15 protein-coding genes are annotated in these 18,773 nt (G+C 71.2%); 8 read left to right on the plus strand and 7 right to left on the minus strand.

The annotated features are described in order from the left end of the window. The first annotated feature begins 114 nt into the window (after positions 1–114). Entirely contained in the window at positions 115–435 is a 321-nt protein-coding gene (locus tag CA12_RS06745) for a hypothetical protein (RefSeq protein ID WP_145358094.1), read from the plus strand. Between the two features lie 75 nt (positions 436–510). Here the strand turns inward: CA12_RS06745 and CA12_RS06750 are convergent, their stop codons facing one another. Then, complete coding sequence (locus CA12_RS06750) at positions 511–4,380, minus strand: DUF7133 domain-containing protein (protein ID WP_145358095.1); 3,870 nt, start codon at positions 4,378–4,380, stop codon at positions 511–513. A 241-nt stretch (positions 4,381–4,621) separates the two neighbouring features. On the opposite strand from CA12_RS06750, the gene CA12_RS06755 reads away from it, so the two are divergent. Continuing rightward, positions 4,622–6,442, plus strand: coding sequence for a cation:proton antiporter (locus CA12_RS06755; RefSeq protein WP_207622165.1), 1,821 nt, complete (start codon positions 4,622–4,624; stop codon positions 6,440–6,442). Positions 6,443–6,448: 6 nt separating this feature from the next. Here the strand turns inward: CA12_RS06755 and CA12_RS06760 are convergent, their stop codons facing one another. From CA12_RS06760 to CA12_RS06770, 3 genes are read right to left on the minus strand one after another with little or no spacing between them, the layout of a single operon-like run. After that, the gene (locus CA12_RS06760; protein ID WP_145358096.1) at positions 6,449–7,000 is read right to left on the minus strand and encodes a GNAT family N-acetyltransferase; all 552 of its coding nucleotides are present in this window, start codon (positions 6,998–7,000) and stop codon (positions 6,449–6,451) included. A gap of 21 nt (positions 7,001–7,021) precedes the next feature. Beyond that, entirely contained in the window at positions 7,022–7,252 is a 231-nt protein-coding gene (locus CA12_RS06765; protein ID WP_165700598.1) for a SlyX family protein, read from the minus strand. Then, positions 7,249–7,911 carry a hypothetical protein gene (locus CA12_RS06770; RefSeq protein ID WP_145358098.1) on the minus strand — a complete coding sequence of 221 codons (663 nt, stop codon included), beginning with the start codon at positions 7,909–7,911 and terminating at the stop codon, positions 7,249–7,251. The genes CA12_RS06765 and CA12_RS06770 overlap by 4 nt, the downstream gene beginning before the upstream one ends. Before the next feature lie 162 nt (positions 7,912–8,073). Here CA12_RS06770 and CA12_RS06775 point away from each other — a divergent pair, with 162 nt between their 5' ends. From CA12_RS06775 to CA12_RS06790, 4 genes are all read left to right on the plus strand, one after another. Continuing rightward, positions 8,074–8,316, plus strand: a complete 243-nt coding sequence (locus CA12_RS06775) for a FliM/FliN family flagellar motor switch protein (RefSeq protein WP_145358099.1) — start codon at positions 8,074–8,076, stop codon at positions 8,314–8,316. Between the two features lie 257 nt (positions 8,317–8,573). Further along, positions 8,574–10,016, plus strand: coding sequence for a sulfatase (locus CA12_RS06780; protein WP_145358100.1), 1,443 nt, complete (start codon positions 8,574–8,576; stop codon positions 10,014–10,016). Between the two features lie 139 nt (positions 10,017–10,155). Beyond that, positions 10,156–12,126 (plus strand): hypothetical protein, encoded by a 1,971-nt coding sequence (locus CA12_RS06785; protein ID WP_145358101.1) that lies wholly within the window; start codon positions 10,156–10,158, stop codon positions 12,124–12,126. After that, positions 12,126–12,602: a GNAT family N-acetyltransferase gene (locus tag CA12_RS06790; protein WP_145358102.1), complete on the plus strand. Its 477-nt coding sequence runs from the start codon at positions 12,126–12,128 to the stop codon at positions 12,600–12,602. The genes CA12_RS06785 and CA12_RS06790 overlap by 1 nt, the downstream gene beginning before the upstream one ends. A 282-nt stretch (positions 12,603–12,884) precedes the next feature. On the opposite strand, the gene CA12_RS06795 is transcribed toward CA12_RS06790, so the two are convergent. Continuing rightward, entirely contained in the window at positions 12,885–14,369 is a 1,485-nt protein-coding gene (locus CA12_RS06795) for a hypothetical protein (protein WP_145358103.1), read from the minus strand. 107 nt (positions 14,370–14,476) lie between these two features. Here CA12_RS06795 and CA12_RS06800 point away from each other — a divergent pair, with 107 nt between their 5' ends. Further along, positions 14,477–14,809 carry a hypothetical protein gene (locus CA12_RS06800; protein ID WP_145358104.1) on the plus strand — a complete coding sequence of 111 codons (333 nt, stop codon included), beginning with the start codon at positions 14,477–14,479 and terminating at the stop codon, positions 14,807–14,809. Between the two features lie 152 nt (positions 14,810–14,961). Here CA12_RS06800 and CA12_RS06805 read toward each other — a convergent pair whose 3' ends face one another. Both CA12_RS06805 and CA12_RS06810 read right to left on the minus strand, forming a co-directional pair. After that, entirely contained in the window at positions 14,962–16,344 is a 1,383-nt protein-coding gene (locus CA12_RS06805; protein ID WP_145358105.1) for an HD domain-containing protein, read from the minus strand. A gap of 41 nt (positions 16,345–16,385) precedes the next feature. Continuing rightward, entirely contained in the window at positions 16,386–17,036 is a 651-nt protein-coding gene (locus CA12_RS06810; protein WP_242688147.1) for a nucleoside 2-deoxyribosyltransferase, read from the minus strand. A gap of 247 nt (positions 17,037–17,283) precedes the next feature. Here CA12_RS06810 and trkA point away from each other — a divergent pair, with 247 nt between their 5' ends. Continuing rightward, the gene (gene trkA, locus CA12_RS06815; protein ID WP_145358107.1) at positions 17,284–18,615 is read left to right on the plus strand and encodes a Trk system potassium transporter TrkA; all 1,332 of its coding nucleotides are present in this window, start codon (positions 17,284–17,286) and stop codon (positions 18,613–18,615) included. Positions 18,616–18,773 lie beyond the last annotated feature (158 nt).

Here is an 18,773-nt window from a genome sequence, read left to right on the forward strand (position 1 = left end):
AGCAGGTCGGTTCACGTCGGGGCATCGTACCGACGGCCGCCGCCCCGGCGACAACGCCCGCGGCGGGGGTCGCTAAAGTGGGTTCGCCCCGCCCCCGCTTTGCCCAAGTAGCTCATGCCCGACTGGCTCGCCGACGTCGACTGGGACGAGCCGCACAACCTTTATAACGCCTTCGAGGCCGTGTTCTGGACTGTCGTGGCGGTCTCGCTGGGCTGTCGGCCGACGCCGCGGCGGGCGAGCGGATTCCGTTGGGCGCTGGTCGCCGTGCTGCTGGCGTTCGCGGCCTCGGACGTGTGGGAATTGAAGACCGGGGCCTGGTGGCGGCCGTGGCCGCTGTGCGTGTTGAAGTTCGCCTGCGGCGGGGGCGGGTCGCTGCTCGCGCTGCTCTGGTGGAAGGCGGAGACCCGCGGGGAGGCGGCGGCGGACGCGTCGTGAGCCCGAAGCGCAAGCGAGGGTCGGGACCGTCCCCGCCTCGCTTGCGCTCCGGGCTCACATTCAATACCGGCCTCGTCAGAGGCCCCGCAGGTAGGCGTCGAGGTCGGCCCAGTCCTGGTCGGTGGCGTCGTCCATCACGGCGCCGGGCATCAGGGAGTTCGTCCCCGTGCTGCGTTCCAGGATGTCGCCGGCCTCCACCCGCCAGGTGCGGCCCTGGCCGTCGCGGAGGGTGACGCCGTCCACGCTCTGATAGACCGGCAAACCCTCCAGCACGCGGCCGTCGGCGGTGACGATCAATTCGGTGCGATAGCGGCTGGGCACGTCGCGGGAGGGGTCGAGGATCGCCGTCCAGCGGTCCTTGCGGCCGTAGCGGGCGCCGGCGCCGGCGAGGTCCGGGCCGACCGCCCCCCGACCGCCGTGGCAGGTCGCGCAGCCGCGGGCCTTGAACACCTCGGAGCCGCGGGCGGCGTCGCCGGAGTCCCAATCAATCGTTTCCAGCCGGGCCAGCGATTCGGCCGCCCCGCCGGAAGTGTTCAAATTGGGGAAGCGGGCGGCGACGTACTCCGTCCAGCCGGAGGCGGCGGCGGGGCTGGTGGGGTCGGCGGCGGCGAAGCCGGCCGTCTCGCCGGTGTTGCGGCGGAGCAGCGTCACCGTGCGGGCCTTCAATTCGCGGCCGCGGTCGTCGTCCGGCAGGCGGCGGAGCAGCGCCGTCAGGGCGGCCGTCTCGGCGGCGTGCTCCTCGACCGCCAGCCGCCCGGCGTTGGCCAGACCGCCGGAGGAGGGCAGCTTTTCCAAGGCCCCCAGCGCCGCGGCGACGACGGAGAGGTCGCCGTTGTCCAGGCTCTCCACGAACCGCGGGCGGTCGACCGGCTCCGGGCCGCCGGGACGATTGGCGAGGCTCATCACCACGGCACCGCGGACGGAGCGGTCCTCGAACAGGGGGCGAATCCGCTCCGCCCCGCCGGGGCCCTCGCCCAGCAGGAACACCACGTCGCCGCTCCAGTCGTAGTCCGGTTCGCGGGCCGCGGCGGCGAAGCGGGCGCGGGCCTGCGGGACGAGGGTCGCCGGCACGTGGGCCAGCAGCGCTACATGGGCCGGCCGGCCGAGGTCCGGCCGCTCGACCACAGCGGCGGCCAGCCGGGGGTCTTTCTCGAACAGTTCGTCGTACAGCTCGGTCAGGCGGGGTTCCCAGTTCGTGTCGGTGTTCAGGCCGCGTTCGGCGACTTTCTCGTCCAAGCGGACGAGGGCGGCGGCGATCGCTTCGGTCTGCGGCAGGGAGCGTTCGACCGGCAGCCGGGCCGCGGCGAAGAGGTGGTGCAGGTCCTCGGTCGGGTCGCTGCCCAGCGTCAGCCGGCCGGTCAATTCGCCGAGGATCACCGGGTTATAGGGAGCGATCATCGCGGCGACGCGGACTAATTCATGATCGACCGCCGCCTCCTCCCGCCCCTGCCGACGCCGGGCCAGCAGGGCGCTGAGGCGGGGCACGACGAGGTTGAGTTCCCGCTCGTGCGGGGCGAGGTCGAAGCCGGCCGTGTAGCCCTCGTACGCGGAGCCGTCGCCCTGCTGGGCATAATTATAGTTCGGGCCGTAATCGCCGAGGGCGACTTGCACGAGCCGGACGGCGTCGCGGCGGACGTCCGGGGCGGCGTCCCCTTCGAGCGCGTTCAGGCCCAGCCGGATCGCGGCGTCGTCGAAGCGGGGATAGGCGGCGAGGTAGCCCAGGGCGAAGGCGACGCGGGCGGCGTCCCCCCGGCCCTGGGCGGCCCGGGCCAGCGGGGCGAGGTCGGCGGCGGCCAGCCGGGCGACGACCCGCTGGGCGGCGCTGCGGACCAGCCGGTCCGGGTGGCCGAGGTTCGCCGCGAGGGCGTCGAGCGTGGTGGCGACGGCGGCCTTGCCGGAGTCCGTCATCCCGGCGAACGCCTCCAGGGCGGCCCGGCGGACGCGGGGGGAGTCGTCGGCGAGGAACGGCGCCAGCGCCGCGGCGTCCGGGGCGTCGGGCTCCCGCACGCCGTGCGACCAGCAGGCCCGCGCCCGCACCGCGGGGTCGGGGTCGGCAGCGAAGAACGACAGCACGTTCGCCGGCAGGCCGTCGTATTTCTCGGTCAGAATCTCGATCGCCCGCACCCGCTGGGCGGCCGGCCGAGCCTGATCCAGTGCCGCCGCCCGCAGCGGCCCCGGGCCCAGTTCCCGCACCAACGGCTCCCACTTCGCCCGGCTCCAGGAGGCGAGCGGCTGCGGAGCGGTGAGGACCTGCATGAGCGCCCCCGGTTGCGGCTCCCCCGGTTCGCCGTCGCCGTTAGGCGGCGCGCCTGCGAGAGGGTGCGCGCCGCCTAGCGGCGACGGCGAAGCAGGGGAAGCGAGAGGGTTTTTCGTGCCGTCATACATCAGGCGATACACCCCGCCGCGGGTGCCGCGGCCGCCGACGGAGACGAACAGGTCGCCCGCCGGGCCGATGCTCATCGAGGTGGGGGCGAAGCCGGCCAGGCCGCTGCTGGTCATCAGGCTGACGGGCTCCGTGTCGTAGCCGGCGCCCTGTTCTCCAAGCGGGAGGGCGAGGACGCGGCCGAAGGTCCAGTCGGCGACGATCACCGAATCACGCAGTTCCTCCGGGAAGGCCGTGTGCCGGTAGCAGACGACGGCGGTGGGGGAGCCGCGGCCCAGTTCGCAGACGACCGGCGGCATACTGGGGGCGTCGAAGGGGCGTTTGACGCTGCGGCTGAGCCAGCCGGCGTGCGAGCCGGGGACCAGCGCCAGTACGCGGGTCGGGCGGTACCAGGGCAGGGTGACTTCGCGTTCGCCGTCGCTGTCGTAGGTGAAGACGTCGCCGCTGGCCCCGAAGGCGAAGTCGTAGGCGTTCCGCATGCCGTGGGCGACGATCTCCCCGCCGGTCAGGTCCGGGGCGAGCCGCATCAGCACGCCGCCCCGCGGGGCCAGCGGGCCGGTCTTGGGGACCGGCGAGGTGGTGCGGGTGACGTAGTCGGAGCCGATCTCCGCGTAGTTGCCGGCGATGAGGTACCACCAGCCGTCCGGCCCGCGGACGACAGCGTGGACGTCGTGTTCGGAGCCGGTGGGGAATTTCAGGAACCGCTGCGGCTGGGCCGGGCGGCCCTCGGCGTCGACCTTGCCGAGGCCGTCCCACACGCCGTCGCCGTCGGAGTCGCGGTAGCGGAGCAGCCCGCCGTCGCCGACGGCCATCAGGTCGTTCCCGTAGAAGTACAGCCCCTGCGCGGCGTCCTTTGGGCCGTCGGCGAACAACTGGGCCTCGTCGGCGACGCCGTCGCCGTCGGTATCGAGCAGGCGTTTGACGAAGCCCGGCCCGGCGACGACCACGTTCCCGGCGGCGTCGTGCGTCAGACAGGTGATGTCCGTGGCGAGGTCGTCCCCGGCGAAGGCCACCGCCCGGAACCCCGGCGGCGTGAGCAGATCCTCCGTCGCCGCCGGCCGCTCCTCGACGACTTCCGGGGCGATCTCGGCGGGGGCCGGCTCGGTCTCGGTCGGCTCCGGTTCCATCGCCGGGGCCGTCTCCGGTTCCATTGCCGGCTGCGGTTGCGGGGCCGCGTCCGCCATCGCCGCTGGCGTTTCACCGGGGGCCGGGGCCGCCTCGGCGGGGGCGTCTTCGGCGGGGTCCTCCGCGAGCATGGGAACCGTCGGCGCCGCGGCCGGGGGCGGCATCGGGGCGTCCGCGGGTTCGTTGACCGGGGCGTCGGCCGGGGCAGGCTCCGCGAGGACGGGCGGCGTCGCGGCGGGGCGAACCGCGGGCCGGGGGGCGATCAGCGGGGTGCGGGCCGGTTCGTCCGGGGCCGCGGCGTCCGGAGCCGCCAAGTCCTGGGCCGCCGCGTCCTGGGCCCGGGCGGCCGGTTCCTCGGTCCCCAGCCCCGTGAAACAGAGGGCGAACCCGGCGAGGGCCAGGATAGGGATGCGGATCAGCCCGGGTCCGAACGCCATGGCCGCCTGCTCTGGATGAAGGGGAAGTACGGGAGAGCGGTCGATCGTAGGTCCCCCGGCGGCACGGCGACAACGGGAAGGCGAAGGGGCCGCGTCGGTCCCGTTCGGCGCCGACTGGGGCGACCGGGGGGGCGCCCGCGGGCCGGTTCCGGGGCGAACGCCGCGGGGGAGGAAGGTTCGCATTGCGACGGTCGCAGCGATTCCGCACTATCCGCCGCCCGGAATCCCACCTCTGCGCCCAATGCCGACGCCCCGCCCCGTTCCCGATCGCCGCACCGGCGCCGCGGGGGTTCTGTCCCGGGCGCTGTTCGAGCGCCGGTCTCGGGGACCGTGGCCGCGGTCCGCGTGGCTGGTGGGCGCCGTGCTGCTGGCCGGCGGCTGGCTCTCCGCAAACGGCCCCGCCGACGCTGCCCCCGCCCCCCTCGCCGCCGCCGCCTTCCAAGAGGACGGGCTGCAAGAGGACGGGCAGGACAAACCCGTCGAGGAGGCGCCCGTCGCCGCGACCGACGAGGCGGACCACGCCGCCGGCGAGCACGCCGGCGAGGACCACGCCGACGGCGAGCACGCCGGGGACGCGGATCACGGCGGGTCCGGGGAGAAGCACGCGGAGCACTCCGCGCACGGCAGCATCGTGGCCCCGCTGCTGGCGGCGATCGTGGTGATCCTGTTCGGGGCGAAGATCAGCGGCGACTTCTTCGAGCGGCTGGGCATCCCCAGCGTCGTGGGCGAGCTGGCGCTGGGCATCCTGCTGGGCAACCTCGTGCTGATCTCCGACCTGATCTTCGGGACGGAACTGCACTGGCTGGACTTCCTCCAGCCGCCGGAAGCGGACGAGTTCAGCAGCTCGCTGGCCAGCGACGTCGGCGCCTCGCTGGCCCTGCTGGCGGAGATCGGCGTGATCCTGTTGCTGTTCGAAGTCGGCCTGGAATGCACCGTGCGGGAGATGTTGCGGGTCGGCTGGACGAGCCTGTTCGTGGCGATCGCCGGCGTGGTCGCCCCGATCCTGCTGGGGTTCGTGATCTCCAAGGCGTTCTTCTTCCCCGAGCCCGGCGAATGGCAGCAGCCGGCGTTCATCGGCGCGACGCTCTGCGCCACCAGCGTGGGCATCACCGCCCGCGTGCTGCGGGACATGAACCGCCACCGGGATAAGGAAAGCCAGATCATCCTCGGCGCCGCCGTCATCGACGACGTGCTGGGCCTGATCGTGCTGGCCGTGGTCCAGGGGGCCATCGCCGCCAGCCTGGCCCGCAAGCTGCCCGGGGCGGAGTTGCTGGATGGCGGCGACGACCCGTTCTGGTACGACGTGGCCTCGATCGTCGGGCTGGCGGCGGCGTTTTTGGGCGGGGCGTTGCTGCTGGGGGCGTTCCAGTTCCCGCGGTTCCTGTTCAAGATGGCCAGCAAGCTCCGCGGTCGCGGGCTGCTGGTCGTCACCGCCCTGCTGATCTGCTTCGGGTTCAGCTATCTGGCGGACTCGATCGGGCTGGCGACGATCGTCGGGGCCTTCGCCGCCGGTCTGATTCTCGAACAGGCCCAATATAAAGAGCTGGGCGAACGGGAGGACGTGCACGAATTAGAGGACGCGATCCGCCCGCTGACGGCCCTGTTCGTGCCGATCTTCTTCGTGCTGATGGGGATGCGGGTGGACGTGGAGGAGTTCGCCGGCGGCCGCTTCTGGGTGATGGCGCTGACGCTCACCGGGCTGGCGATCCTCGGCAAGATGGTCTGCTCCTTCGCCGCCGTGGAGAAGGGCGTGAACAAGGTCGCCGTGGGCATCGGCATGGTGCCCCGCGGCGAGGTCGGCCTGATCTTCGCGGCGGTCGGCTCCACGCTGGAGCGTTGGGACGACGACCTGGGCATGGCGGTCTCCGTCGTGGACGACACGACCTTCAGCGCGATCGTGTTCATGGTCATCGTGACCACCGTGATCACCCCGCCGCTGCTCAAATGGTCGATGGCCCAAGGCGGCGCCGGCCCCGGCGAGCATCCGCCCGACGACCGCGACATCCCCGTGCCGCCCCCGGACGTCACCCATTCGCCCGATCGGGACCCGCACGACGTCTGACGGCGGTCAGGCGGTGCGCCGGTGCAGCGCCGATTCGCCCGGCACGCCGGCCAGTTGGAAGGTGCGGACGAACGGCAGGCCGCACTTCTCCAGCACCCGGCCGCTGCCGACGTTCGCCGCCTGCCGGATCGCCGCGACCGGGCCGCGGCCGGCGCTGACGGCTTGGGCCGCCTCCGTGGCGAAACCCCGGCCCCAATGGGCTCGGGCGAAGCGGTAGCCCAGTTCCGGCATGGCCGGGTCGAGGTTCAGTTCCGCGGCGCGCTCGAACCAACTCGCCTCCCCGACGGGACGGAACAGGACCCACCCGGCGAACGGACCGGGCGCCCCGCGGTCGTCCTTCGGATGCACCCGCCAGAACCCGAGCGCCGGATCGTCGGCGTGGGCCAGGAACCGCGGCAGCATCTCCGCTTCATACCGCTCCGGCGGGGGCGGCTGGAACGGGCCGACGAAGACGTACTTCACCACCTCCGGGTCGGCGTCCAGGGCGATCAGCCGCGGCGCGTCGTCCGGTTCGAACGGCAACAGATGCAGGCGGGCGGTCTCCAACGGCGCCGGCACGCGTCGTTCTCCCTGGGCGGCTCAGTAGTGCGGCGGCTTGTGGGCGCGGGGGTCGTTGTCTTCGGGCTCCTCGTCCATCCGTTCGAGCTTGCCCTCGAACTTCTCGATCCGCCGATCCAGTTCCCGCAATTCCGCCGTGTGGGCCAGCAGGACGCTGTGCATCTGCCCCAGTTCATGCTGGAGATGCGTGAGCAACGACTCGATCGCCGTGAGCCGGGCGGCGGAGGAGTTGTCCGCGGAGGAATCGTTCACGGCAGGAACCCGCGTTCGCGGAGCTCGCCAATGTTGCCGGGGGCGCTTTCCATGATGCACTCCGCGGCGTACCGGACCAACGCGACGCCGCCCAGCCCGTGGGGGGCGAGGAGGATTCCGGTGCGGTCGTCCTCGTCGAGGATCTCCTCCTGAAGCTGTTCGACGACGCGCTCCGGGCTGCGGGCGACGACGCCGCGCTTCAGCCGGCGGTGGCCGATCTTCAGGTTGCCGAACTTCACGCCGCGGCTCATCAGGAACCGGACGACCTCTTCGCCGTCCTCCCCCTCGCCCATCGCCCCGGCCCACGGGTTGCCGCCGGGGCTGCCTCCGCCGGGGCTGTTCGGATAGCCGTCGTCGTAGCCGTGGCCGGGGTCGAAGGAGGGGCCGTCGTCGCCCTGTTCGTCGGAAGACAGGTCGGAGAAGAAGCCGCGGAACTCCGGGCCGGCGTTGCCGGGGGTGATGATCGTCGGCCGGGCGACGGTGATTTCGCCCTCGACCACCCCGACGGCGTCGCCGCGGATCTTCGGTTCCAGCGCCAGTTTGTACGGCAGCGCCGTCTCCCCGAAGGTGAACAGGTGAAACGGCGTCTTGCGGACCACGCGCACCGCTCCCCAGAGCTTCAAAAAGCCCCGCGGGTCGTCGGGCAGGCTGAAATCCATGCGAGGCGGCGGGGCGGGCGGAACGGAGCCGCGGCGAAGCGGCGGCGAATCCCAGTGTACGGGCCGACCGGCCGTTCGTCTGCCCGCCGGCCCGCCGGCCGCGGGGGAGCGGCGGCGCCCGGTTCAACCCCGGCGGGGCCGCGTGCCGATGGGAGGGGGGATATGTCCGCACCGCTCCCCGCCCGCCTGGCCCGACTCCCGGTGCCGGTGACGGTCCGTCTGGCGGAAAAACGCGTCCCGCTGGCGACGATCCGCAATCTCGTCCCCGGCGCCCTGCTGAGCTTCGACAAAGACTGCGCCGCCCCGCTGGACCTGTACGTCGCCAACCGCAAGCACGCGATCGGCGAGGCGGTCAAGGTGGGCGAACGCTTCGGCCTGAAGGTCACCGCCATCCGCGGCCGGTAGTTTGGACCGGTGAAGGTCTTACGCTGCGTTCCGCGGCGATCGTCGCTTGCGGTTTCGCGGCGCACAGGACCGTTCGGGCGCCGCGAAACCGCAAGCGGTCGACGCCCGCGCAAACGGCTGTCGGACGCTCAGGTCGACGCGGCTTCGGGCCGGTTCGCCCCATCCCGCGGAACCGCCGGTCGTCCCGGCAACGGGTGAAGCGGCCAACGCATCGGCGTACGTTGGCGGGATCGTTCCCCGCCTCGCCGAGCGTCGTGATGTCGTTGCACGCCTTCCTCCCGCGGCTGACGGCCGCCCTCGCCCCGCTGCTGCTCGCCGCGTCTGCACCGGGGGCTGACGCCCCCGGCTCGCCGCCGGAGCGGCCCAACGTGCTGCTGATCTGCGCCGACGACCTGACCAGTTGCCTGGACGAACCCGGCGTGGTCACCCCGAACCTCGATCGCCTGCGAGAACGCTCCGTCACCTTCGAGCGGGCCTACTGCCAGTATCCCCTGTGCAACCCCTCGCGCAGCAGCATGCTGTCCGGCCTGCGGCCGGACACGACCGGCATCTACGGCAACGGCACGCCGATCCGCGAGGCGGTCCCGGACGTCGTCACCCTGCCCCAGCTCTTTAAGAAGAACGGCTATTTCACCGCCCGGGTGGGCAAGATTTATCATTACGGCAACCCGGGGGACATCGGCACTGATTCGCTGGACGACCCGGAAAGCTGGAACCGCGTGATCAACCCCGCCGGCCGCGATAAAGCGGAGGAGGGGCTCATCGTCAATTACACGCCCAAACGCGGCCTCGGCAGCAGCCTGAGCGTCCTGGAAGCCGCCGGCACGGACCTGGAGCAAACCGACGGCCTCGTCGCCGTCGGGGCGGAGGCGTTGATGACGGAACACCTCAACAAGAACCCGGGCAAGCCGTTCTTTATCGCCGCCGGTTTCTTCCGCCCGCACTGCCCCTACGTCGCCCCGAAGGCCCACTTCGAGCCCTATCCGCAGGGCTCCGTGACGGTCCCGCCCTTCGACGGGCAGCCTGCCGGCGTGCCGGACGCGGCGGTCTCGAATATCAAACCGTACCCCTGGTACGGCGTGACGAAGGAGCAGGCCGACGACAGCAAGCGGGCCTATTACGCCTCCGTCACCTTCCTCGACGCCAACGTCGGCCGCCTGCTGGACGCCCTCGACGAAGCGGGGCAGACGGAGAACACGATCGTCGTCTTCTGGAGCGATCACGGCTATCACCTCGGCGAGAAAGGCCTATTTAAAAAGCAGAGCCTCTACGAACGAGCCGCCCGGGCCCCGATGACGATCGCCGCCCCCGGCGTGACGGATACAGGCGCCGGCGCCGGCGGAACCTGCGAGCGGCCGGTGGAGTTCGTCGACCTGTATCCCACGCTGGCCGACCTCGCCGGGTTGGGCGACCAGGCGCCGGAGCGGTTGGAGGGCGTCTCGCTGGTTCCCCTGCTGAAGAACCCGGCCGCCGACTGGGACCGCCCGGCCTTCACCCAGACCCAACGGAACCGCAAATACGGCGGGATGGGCTACAGCGTCCGCAACGCACGCTGGCGGTTCACCCGCTGGGGCGACGGCTCGACCGAACTCTACGACCACTCCGCCGACCCCGACGAAGACCGCAACCTCGCCGCCGACCCGCAGCACGCGGGAACCGCGAAGGAACTCGCCGCCCTGCTGGACGGTTACGGCAAATAACAGGCGAGCGGTGGGCGTCAGCCCCCCGTGTATTCGCCAACTCCCGAGGACACGGAGGGCTGACGCCCACCGCTCGCCTTCCCCCGCTCTTCCTCCGCCGCCGCTGACCTTGAGCGGGCGGCGGCGGTACGATCCGGGCATGAGCCAGCCGGACGCCCCCGCCGACGACGCACAGGCCGACCCCGCCGGGGTGTTCCGGCTGAGCCCGAAGATCACGGCGTTCCCGGTCGTCAACGGCAGCGGGGACTTCGCGGTCGCCGTCCGGCAGGCCCTGCTGGCCGGGGTGCCGGGGACGAAGGGCGGAACCGAGAACGCCTTCGACTGCCTCGCCGTGCCGCTGCCGCCGAGCTTCCGGGCGGGGCTCGAAGCCGCCGTGCAGCATCTGCCGGCCGTCACCGCGGTGGTGCAGGAGGAGCCGAAGGACTGGTCCCACCTGACCGAGCCGGGCGCCTTTTCGCCCGAGGCCGGGGGGGACGATCGGGAGGACGAAAGCCGCGTCTCCTTCGTGCCGGTGGACCCCTGCCAGCCGATCGTCGCCGCGGTGCGGGGGGCCGTCGGGGAGCATCTGGCCCGGGCCTTCGTCGATCTGGAAACGGACCGCTACGAACCCTTCGCCCTGCCGGCGCCGGACCCGTACGCCCTCAAACGGACCTCCGCGGCCCGCTACGCCGCCGCGGTGCTGCCCGCCCTGCCCCGCCCGACCGGGCAGTTCGCCGAGCGCTGCAAGCACATGGCCGGCCGCCTGCGGCAACTGGAACGTGTTTACGACCGCATTTTCTTCCCCGTCCCCTTCGCGGAATGGCCGTGGGTGCGGGAGGCGTACCTCGAAGTCGCCGACCCGCGGGAGGACGCCCTCGTCGAGGAGCCGGACGTGTATTCCGTCGCCCCCCGCACGCTGGCCTTCTGTCTGGGGGAACTGCCGTTTATCACGGCGCTGTACGAACGCGCCCGGGCGGAGCTGGACCCGGACGAAACGCTGTCCGTCGACGGCGTGAAGGCGTTGTTGTTGGACGCGAGGGACCGCTACGTCGCCGAGCATCAGAAGCGGGCCCGGCCGGTCACGCCGAAGTTGATGTCGACCTATTTCCGCTACGTGCGGAACCTCAGCCTGATCGAGCGGCGCCTCACCCCGGACCTCTATACGCTGGCCGTGGCGGCGAAGCAGATCTTCGGGGACGCCTTCGCCGTGCATCTGATGGAGGCCGCCCGGGATTATAGTCCGCGGCCGGGGGTTCTCTCCGAGGAGCCGGCGTTCCGCACGATGAAGTTCGGCCCCAGCCGCGTGCAACTGCCCGACGGGGAGATCTGCCAGGCCGTCAACCGCCTGCCCGGCCCGCCGACGACCTGGCGGACGATCGACCTGAACCGCCGCCCGCCGGAGATCGACAAACAGCACTGGAAGCAGCGCTGGAATCCCTTCCGTCAGTGCAGCTATCCCCCCGAGGATCGCAAGATTGAGAGCTTCCGCACTCACATCAAAGACGTGGCGCTGAAGCTGATCGGCTCCGATCTGGCCCGCAGCGAGAAGTTCACCACCAGCCTGCGGGACGGGCTCGATATCCGGGAGACGCTCCGTAACTGGCACACCGGCGACTTATACGTCAAGAACCTGCCGCCGGTGCGGGGGGGAATTGACAGCGTCGTGATGCTGTTCGACAGCCCCGCCGACCCGCGGGACTACCCCTGGCGGATCACCTGGCACGCGGAGCACGCGGACGAATCCACGCTGGCCCTGTTCGCCAGCGATTGGAAGGACGACCTCATCGGCCCCGGCATCGCCCGGGCGACCTACGGCGGCTGCCTGTTTTTATTCCCCCCGCGGCCGGTGATCGACCTGTGGCGGGACCGGCGGCTGGACTTCTGCGACACCCTAGAGGAACGCCTGCTGGCCGGCGCCTGCCTGTACGCCGAAGAAAAGCACATCGCCGTGCTCAGCGAGGCCCCCCCCGGCGCCGGCTTCCGCCGGCTGGCCCGCAAATATCAAAAGAAGCTCGTGCACGTCCCGCTGAGTCGGATGGGCTCGGCGACGATCGAACGCCTGCGGACCGTGCACGTGCTCAACGGCAAGGAAGTCCGCAGCTTCGCCCAGCATTTTATTCGGGAAAGCTGATGACGACCGAGTCTGGCACGGCCGAACCCGCGACCGGTGAACTAACGGCCGGCGTGGTTTATCAATTGGAGCCGGAGCTGTCCGTGGAGGAGTTCGTGGACGTGCTGCGGCGCTCCACGCTGGCGGAGCGTCGCCCGGTGGACGATCGGCTGGTGATGGAGGATATGCTGCGGAACGCGGACGTCGTGCTGACGGCCCGCGTGGACGGCCGTCTGGCGGGCGTGGCCCGGGCCCTGACGGACTACGCCCGCTGCACCTATCTGGCGGACCTCGCGGTGGACGCCGCGTTCCAGCGTCGGGGGATCGGGAAGGAACTGCTCCGCCGCACCCACGAGGCCGCCGGCCGGGGCACGACGCTCATTCTGCTCGCCGCCCCCAAGGCCCGGGAGTATTACTCGCACGTCGGCCTGCAACCGCACGACTCCTGCTGGATGATCCCCCGCGAAGTCAGCGACGCGGACGGGTCGCCGTTTTGACCCGCCCCGGTCGCACGGCGAACGCGGTTCGCCGGTCTCCCTTCGCCCTCAAGGGAGAGGGGAGAAGAGTACGGCGAACCTTCTGAGGTATCGCTGATTCGTCCCCCCTCGCCCCCTTTTGGGGGAGAGGGGTCGGGGGTGAGGGGGCAGTGATTCCCGCACGCCTTTCACCGTCCGGCTGCTCTCCGTCCGACCGCCGCCGCACGGCAAAGAGCGGAGGCGGGCGAACCGTGCGTCACCCTCACCCCCGGCCCCTCTCCCTCGAGGGAGAGGGGAGACAGATCAATCCTGAGCCGCCCGCAGCGCCGCGGCGTCCAGATCGAGGCGATAGAGCAACTGGTTATATTCGTACCGCGGGACCTTCTCCGGATTGCCGGAGAAGTCGCGGGTGAAGGTGCCCTCGAAGTGAATCACGCGGCTGCCGTCGGCGTCGAGGACGGGGTGCTGGCAGACGTTATAAAACGTCTGCCGCTCGTGGGAGGCGATCTTCACGGCGGTTTTGAAGGGGCCGGTCGGGGCGTCGGCCTCGGCGTACCAGACTTCGCCCAGGTGGGACGTTCCCCCGATCTGCCCGGCGATCAGGACCCATTTCTTTTGGTGTTCGTTCCACCGCACCGTGCCGCTGTGCAGTTGCACGCGGCGGGTCGGGTCTGCGGCGTCGGCCGGGAGGAAGCGGGCGTCGGCGGGGGCGAGGCGGCCGGCGTCGAGCCGCTCCCGCTCCGCTTTGGAGTCGCTCGGCGGTTCGTCCGTCTGCCAGCGCCAGACCGGCGCGCCCTCCTCCTCCGTCGGGGCGAAGGCTTCGTATTGAGCCGGGTCGAGCACGGCGGCCAGCGTCGCCGGTACGCGGACGTTCGGCGTGGGGGCGCCGAACAGCAGCCACTCGCGGCCGTCCGCTTCATACCGGATCGGGTGCGTCTTCGGGTGCCGCCACGTTTCCGAGGTCAGCAGCGTGGAGACGGATTGAAACTCCGCCGCCTCGTCGTCCCAAACCGCGACGCCGTGGTCCAGTTCCTTCGCCAACCCCTCCCGGCGGGAGTAATGGCAAATTAATCGCTCCTCCCCCCGCTCGTCCGGGACGACGCACAGCCCGTCGATCCAGACAACCCCCTCCGGCCGGTCCGGCAGCGGGATCGCCGCCCGGACGAAGCCGTCCGGCCCCGTCAGGTAGTTGTATCGCAGGGCCTCCAGGACGTCGTCGTCCGCCGTCAGGCCGGCGGGAATCGGGGTGGTCGCCGCGGCCATGCGGAACAGGCCCAGGGGGTAGCTCAGCCGGGAGGTGTCGCCCCAGAACCAGTACGCGCGGTCCTGATAAATCACCGGCTGCACGCTGTCCTGCCCGGCGACGCGGCCGTTCAAGTCCGGCGGCGTATCGTGTCCCAGCAGGGCGCTGTCGCGCCAGCGGCCGGCGCCGGTCAGGCGGCCGATCCGTTCGGCCGGAAACTCGCAGTCCACCTGGATCACAACCGGCGCCCCGGGGGCCGGCGTGACGCGGACGCCCCGGTAGCCGAACCCGTCGGCCTTCACCCCGTAGCCGTGGCCGCGGACGCTCAGCCAGACCTCGGTTCCGAACAACTCCGGCTCGGCGAAGGCGGCCCGGCCGGCGTTGTCGGTGACCAGCCGCACGCCGTGGGTCGTTTCCAACTCGACCAGCGGCACGCCGCGGCCGGTCGCGGCGTCGACGACCTGAATCTCCGCCGGTCCCGGCGGCCCCCCGGCCGGGCCGAGAGCGAACAGCAGGGCGACGACGAGGGGCGTGGGAAACGACACGGATGCTCGCCGGATGGGGGAAAACCGCCGCAGCCTACCGCGTCGGCGCTCCTATGCTCCCTCCCCCACACCCCCCGTCGACTCCTTCCCCTTCCAATCGTTCGCCGATGGCCGACCCCGCTTCATCCCCGTCGCCGCCGGGCTGGAAACGCATTCTCGTGACCTGGCTGGGCGTTTATCCGCCGCTGCTGGGCCTGGTGTACGGCCTCGACTGGGCGACGCAACGCACGCTGCCGGCGGATTGGCCGGTGATGAACGACAACGGCACGCTGCAACTCTGGTTCAAACTGCTGTGCACCACGGCGTTTCTGGTCACGGCGATGCACTACGTCATCATGCCGACGATGAACGCTCTGTTCGCCCCGTTCCTTTATCCCGACGCCGATCCCGCCGCCCAGGCGGAACGGGCGGAGGCCGATGCGGCGGTCGACCGCGTTTGAACCGCCGGCGATCGGCCGCCCGGCATCGCGGCTTCTGTGAGCCCGGAGCGCAAGCTCCGGCCGTCGGCGCAGCCGGCGAGGAAACGCACGGCCGGAGCTTGCGCTCCGGGCTCACCCGATCTTGCCTCCGGGACGTGCGGGCGCCGCACGAATTAAAGAACCGCGTCCGCCGCGGCGGCCAGTTCGGCTTGCCAGTCGAGCGGCTTGAGGACGTCCCGCAGCCGGGGGTGGCAATACAGTCGAACCCGTTTGACGTGTTCGTCAAACTGCTCCGTCGCCAGCGTGCGGGTGACGGGGGAGACGTCGGCGAGCGGCCGGGCCGTGCCGTCGGCGCCGATCACGTCGACCTGGAATTGCACCTCCCGATGGGCCGGCGGGGCGTCCAGCAGCAGGTCCGTGGGGGCGAGGTCGGCGGGAACGTGAGCCGCTCTCTTTAAGAGAGCGGCGAGCGCCTCGGCGACCGCGGCCAGTTGGGCGTACGGGCGGCCGGAGAGCCGGCGGAACAGCGCCGCCCCCTCGTGCGGGCCGAACTCCGCCAACCGTTTATAGATTCCCTCCCCCGCCCCCGGCCGGAACAGCCCCGCGGCGAGGCGGGCGTCGTCGGTGCCGTCGCAGACCGTCAATAATCGCCGTTCAAAATCGCCGTCGATCGCGTCGAACAGGTCGGGCGTGATGAATTCGGCCCGGCGATTATAGACCGCCCGCAGCAGCATCGCCGTCGCGGCCCGGACGGTGTGGTGCCAATAGACCTCCGCGAACATCACGTAGCGGGCGAAGACCAGCAGTTCGGCGGCGGTGCGGCCCTTGGTCGTCAGGGCGAGGCCCCGATGCGACGGGGCGCCGCCGGCGCCGAACTCCGGGTGCACAGTGAGCGAGGCGATCAGCCGCTCTTTATCGAAGTTTCGCCCGTACGGCACGCCGGCGTGCAGGCTATCGCGTTCGAGATAATCCATTTTATCGACGTCGATCGGCCCGTCGAGTAACCCCCGCAGCAGCGCCCGGGCCGGCCCGCCGTTCCCCCCGCCGTCCGCCCCGTCGCCGGTCAGAAAGGCGGCGACCTCCGCCGGTTCGACCTGCCATTCCTCCCTCAATACTGCCCCGGCAGGCGTGCCGGGGGCGAAGCGGGCGGCGGCGCAGTGCTCGTGGTCCGGCACGTTCGGGAGTTTGAGGTCTTCCATCGGATGACAGAACGGCCAGTGGCCGACGTCGTGCAGCAGGGCGGCGCAGAGGAAAACCTCGGCGTCGTGGGCCGTGGCGACGTCGGCGAAGGCATTCACCGTTGCCAAACTCCGCAGGCAGCGCACGGCGTTGCCGTACACGCCGAGGGTGTGCTCGAACCGCGTGTGCGTCGCCCCGGGATAGACCCGCGAGGCGACCCCTAATTGCGAGACGTGCCGCAGTCGTTGCAGCGCCGGCGTATCGACCAGCGCCCGCACCCGCGGGGTGAACGGCACGTCCCCGCTCCCGGGCAGCCGTACCAATCCCCCCGAGCCGGGCGGGGCGAGTTCGGGCAGGTTGGGGAGAGAATCGGGCATTGTTCCGTGCGCAGCGCCCAAGCCGGAGACTTGTCTCCGGCTTAGACCAGTTCGCGTTCGCGGCTGGGGGCGAACAACTCCTCCACCGTATCCGCGATGAGGACGTTGTTCTCCGCGGCGCCGCGGTCGAAGAGCAGGTTCCACATGATCTCGCCGTCCTTCACCGTCTGGCGGAAGCGGCGGGGCATGTCCTCGATCGCGGCGGGGGTGTGGTCGTCGGCGGCGGCGTCGGCGATCGCCTCGGTGAGGAGCAGGGGCAATTCGTCCAGGTCGTCCGTATGTTCAAAATCCACCAGCCCGACCAGCAGCGGGTTGAAGCGGCCCTCGATCAGGCAGCGGGCGTCGTCGGAGTAGGCCACCAGCGGCTTGCCCAGCGTCCAGGCGATCGCGGCCTCGCTGACGGCGCCCTCGTCCGGGACGCGGCCGTTCAGGTTCCAGACCATCGCGTCGCAGGCGACCGCCAACTGGTACACGTCCAGGGCGAAGATCGACTTGTGCAGGAACTCCGCCGCCTCGGCCGGCTCGTAGCCGCGGGGGACCAAGAGCGGCAGGACGTTCTTGAACTCCATCCCGTCCCGGTGCGGCAGGTAGACCGGGTAGCCGTGGGCTTCCAACCGGTCGGCGATCAGCGTCATTTCCCGCTTTTCGCAGGCGTTGAACAGCGGGCCGGCACAGTAGACGCGGGGTTTCATCGGCACGGGACGGAACGCGAATCGGGGGACGGGGGAGCGCCGGGCGGGCGGGAGTGTACCGCCGGCCGACCCCCGGGGAACGCCAAAACCGGGACACCGGTTCACCAACTCGGCGATTCGCGTCGCCCGTCCCGCCCAAGCCGGAACTCCCCCGCCCAAGCCGGAGCCTGGGCTCCGGCTTAGGCGCGCGGGAGAGGTTCGTTAACATCAGACCGCTCCGCCCCCGTCCCCAGATCCCGCGCCAGTTTTGAACGTCGTCATCCTCGGGGGCGGGACGGTGGGCACCAGCATCTGCAAGGTGCTCGGCAACCGGCATAACGTCTGCCTGGTCGACCCGGACCCGGAGGTGCTGGAGATCGCCGGCGAACAGCTGGACGTGCAGACGGTGAAGGGCAGCGCCTGCGACGCCGTCACGCTGTTCCAGGCCGGCGTGCAGTCGGCGGACCTCGTGCTGGCCGTCACCAGCAAGGACGAGATCAACCTCGTCGGCGCCAGCCTGTCCAAAAGCATGGGCGCCCGCCGCAGCGTGGCCCGGGTGTTCAACCCCTCCTATCTGGACAGCAGCACGTTCGACTACCGCCGGCACTTCGGCATCGACCGGCTGCTGTCGCTGGAACGCCTCACCGCCCTGGAGCTGGCCCGCAGCGTGCGGATGCGGGGGATGTTCGTGCTCGAGAACCTCGTCCGCGGCGGCGTGGAAGTGCAGGAGGTGCTCGTCGAAACCGACGCCCCCGCCTGCGGCGTGCCGCTGAAGGATTTGAAGTTCGGCTCCGGCGTGCTGGCCGGCGTGTTCGTGACCGACGGCGTCGCCCGGATCCCCAACGGCGAGGACGCCGCGCACGCCGGCGACACCGTCACCCTCATCGGCACCGGCGATTCGTTGGAGGACGCCGCCCGCCGCTTCCGCAAGTCGGCCCCGCCGAAGCTGCTGGTGGTGATCGGCGGGGGCGGGGAGATCGGCTTCAACCTCGCCCGGGTGCTCTCGAAGGGCCGCTTCAGCGTCGTGCTGATGGAGGGCAACCTGGAGCGCTGCGAGGAACTGGCCGGCAAGCTGGACGGCGTGACGGTCCTGCACGGCGACGTCACCCGCCGCAGCGAAATGGAGGAGGCCCGCGTGGACCGGGCCGGCGTGTTCGTCGCCGCCACCGGCCGGGACGAGGACAACATCGTCTGCGGCGTGGAGGCCCGCGAACTGGGCGCCAGCCGGATCATGTCCGTCGTCCGCCGCCCGGACTACGCCAACGTGCTGGGCAAGCTGGGCATCGACGTCGCCGTCAGTCCCCGCAGCGTGATGGCCCGGCAGGTGGACGGGATGGTGCAGACCGGCGCCGTGCTGGCCCGGTTCGACGTCGCCGGCAAGCAGGCCGCCGTCTACGAGGTGGAGGTGCGGGAAGGCTGCGAACTGATCGGCGTGCCGCTGAAGGACGCCGGCTTCCGCGGGGCGCTGGTCGCCGCGATCGACCGCGAGGAGTTCGTGCGGGTGCCCGGCGCCGACGATTCGCTCCGCGCCGGCGACGTCGCCGTCCTCCTCGCCCAGGCCGACGCCGCCGCCAGCGTGCTGGAGCGCTTCGAGGCGTGAGGGGTTGAAGGGGGAAGACCCGCGGCACCGTTCCCCCCTCGCCCCCCTTTTGGGGGAGAGGGGTCGGGGGTGAGGGGGCAGTGATGCCCGCACGCCGTTCACTGTCCGTCTGCTCTCCGTTCGAGCGCCACCTCACCGCAGAGAGCGGGGGCGGGTGA

Origin of the sequence: Alienimonas californiensis (assembly GCF_007743815.1) — a bacterium.
Classification (GTDB): domain Bacteria; phylum Planctomycetota; class Planctomycetia; order Planctomycetales; family Planctomycetaceae; genus Alienimonas; species Alienimonas californiensis.

Excerpts from the sequence above, each read along its gene's own strand:
- CA12_RS06745 (WP_145358094.1), top strand. The coding sequence starts at position 115 with ATGCCCGACTGGCTCGCCGACGTCGACTGGGACGAGCCGCACAACCTT.
- CA12_RS06750 (WP_145358095.1), bottom strand. The coding sequence starts at position 4,380 with ATGGCGTTCGGACCCGGGCTGATCCGCATCCCTATCCTGGCCCTCGCC.
- CA12_RS06755 (WP_207622165.1), top strand. The coding sequence starts at position 4,622 with ATGCCGACGCCCCGCCCCGTTCCCGATCGCCGCACCGGCGCCGCGGGG.
- CA12_RS06770 (WP_145358098.1), bottom strand. The coding sequence starts at position 7,911 with ATGGATTTCAGCCTGCCCGACGACCCGCGGGGCTTTTTGAAGCTCTGG.
- CA12_RS06775 (WP_145358099.1), top strand. The coding sequence starts at position 8,074 with ATGTCCGCACCGCTCCCCGCCCGCCTGGCCCGACTCCCGGTGCCGGTG.
- CA12_RS06780 (WP_145358100.1), top strand. The coding sequence starts at position 8,574 with ATGTCGTTGCACGCCTTCCTCCCGCGGCTGACGGCCGCCCTCGCCCCG.
- CA12_RS06785 (WP_145358101.1), top strand. The coding sequence starts at position 10,156 with ATGAGCCAGCCGGACGCCCCCGCCGACGACGCACAGGCCGACCCCGCC.
- CA12_RS06790 (WP_145358102.1), top strand. The coding sequence starts at position 12,126 with ATGACGACCGAGTCTGGCACGGCCGAACCCGCGACCGGTGAACTAACG.
- CA12_RS06800 (WP_145358104.1), top strand. The coding sequence starts at position 14,477 with ATGGCCGACCCCGCTTCATCCCCGTCGCCGCCGGGCTGGAAACGCATT.
- CA12_RS06805 (WP_145358105.1), bottom strand. The coding sequence starts at position 16,344 with ATGCCCGATTCTCTCCCCAACCTGCCCGAACTCGCCCCGCCCGGCTCG.
- CA12_RS06810 (WP_242688147.1), bottom strand. The coding sequence starts at position 17,036 with ATGAAACCCCGCGTCTACTGTGCCGGCCCGCTGTTCAACGCCTGCGAA.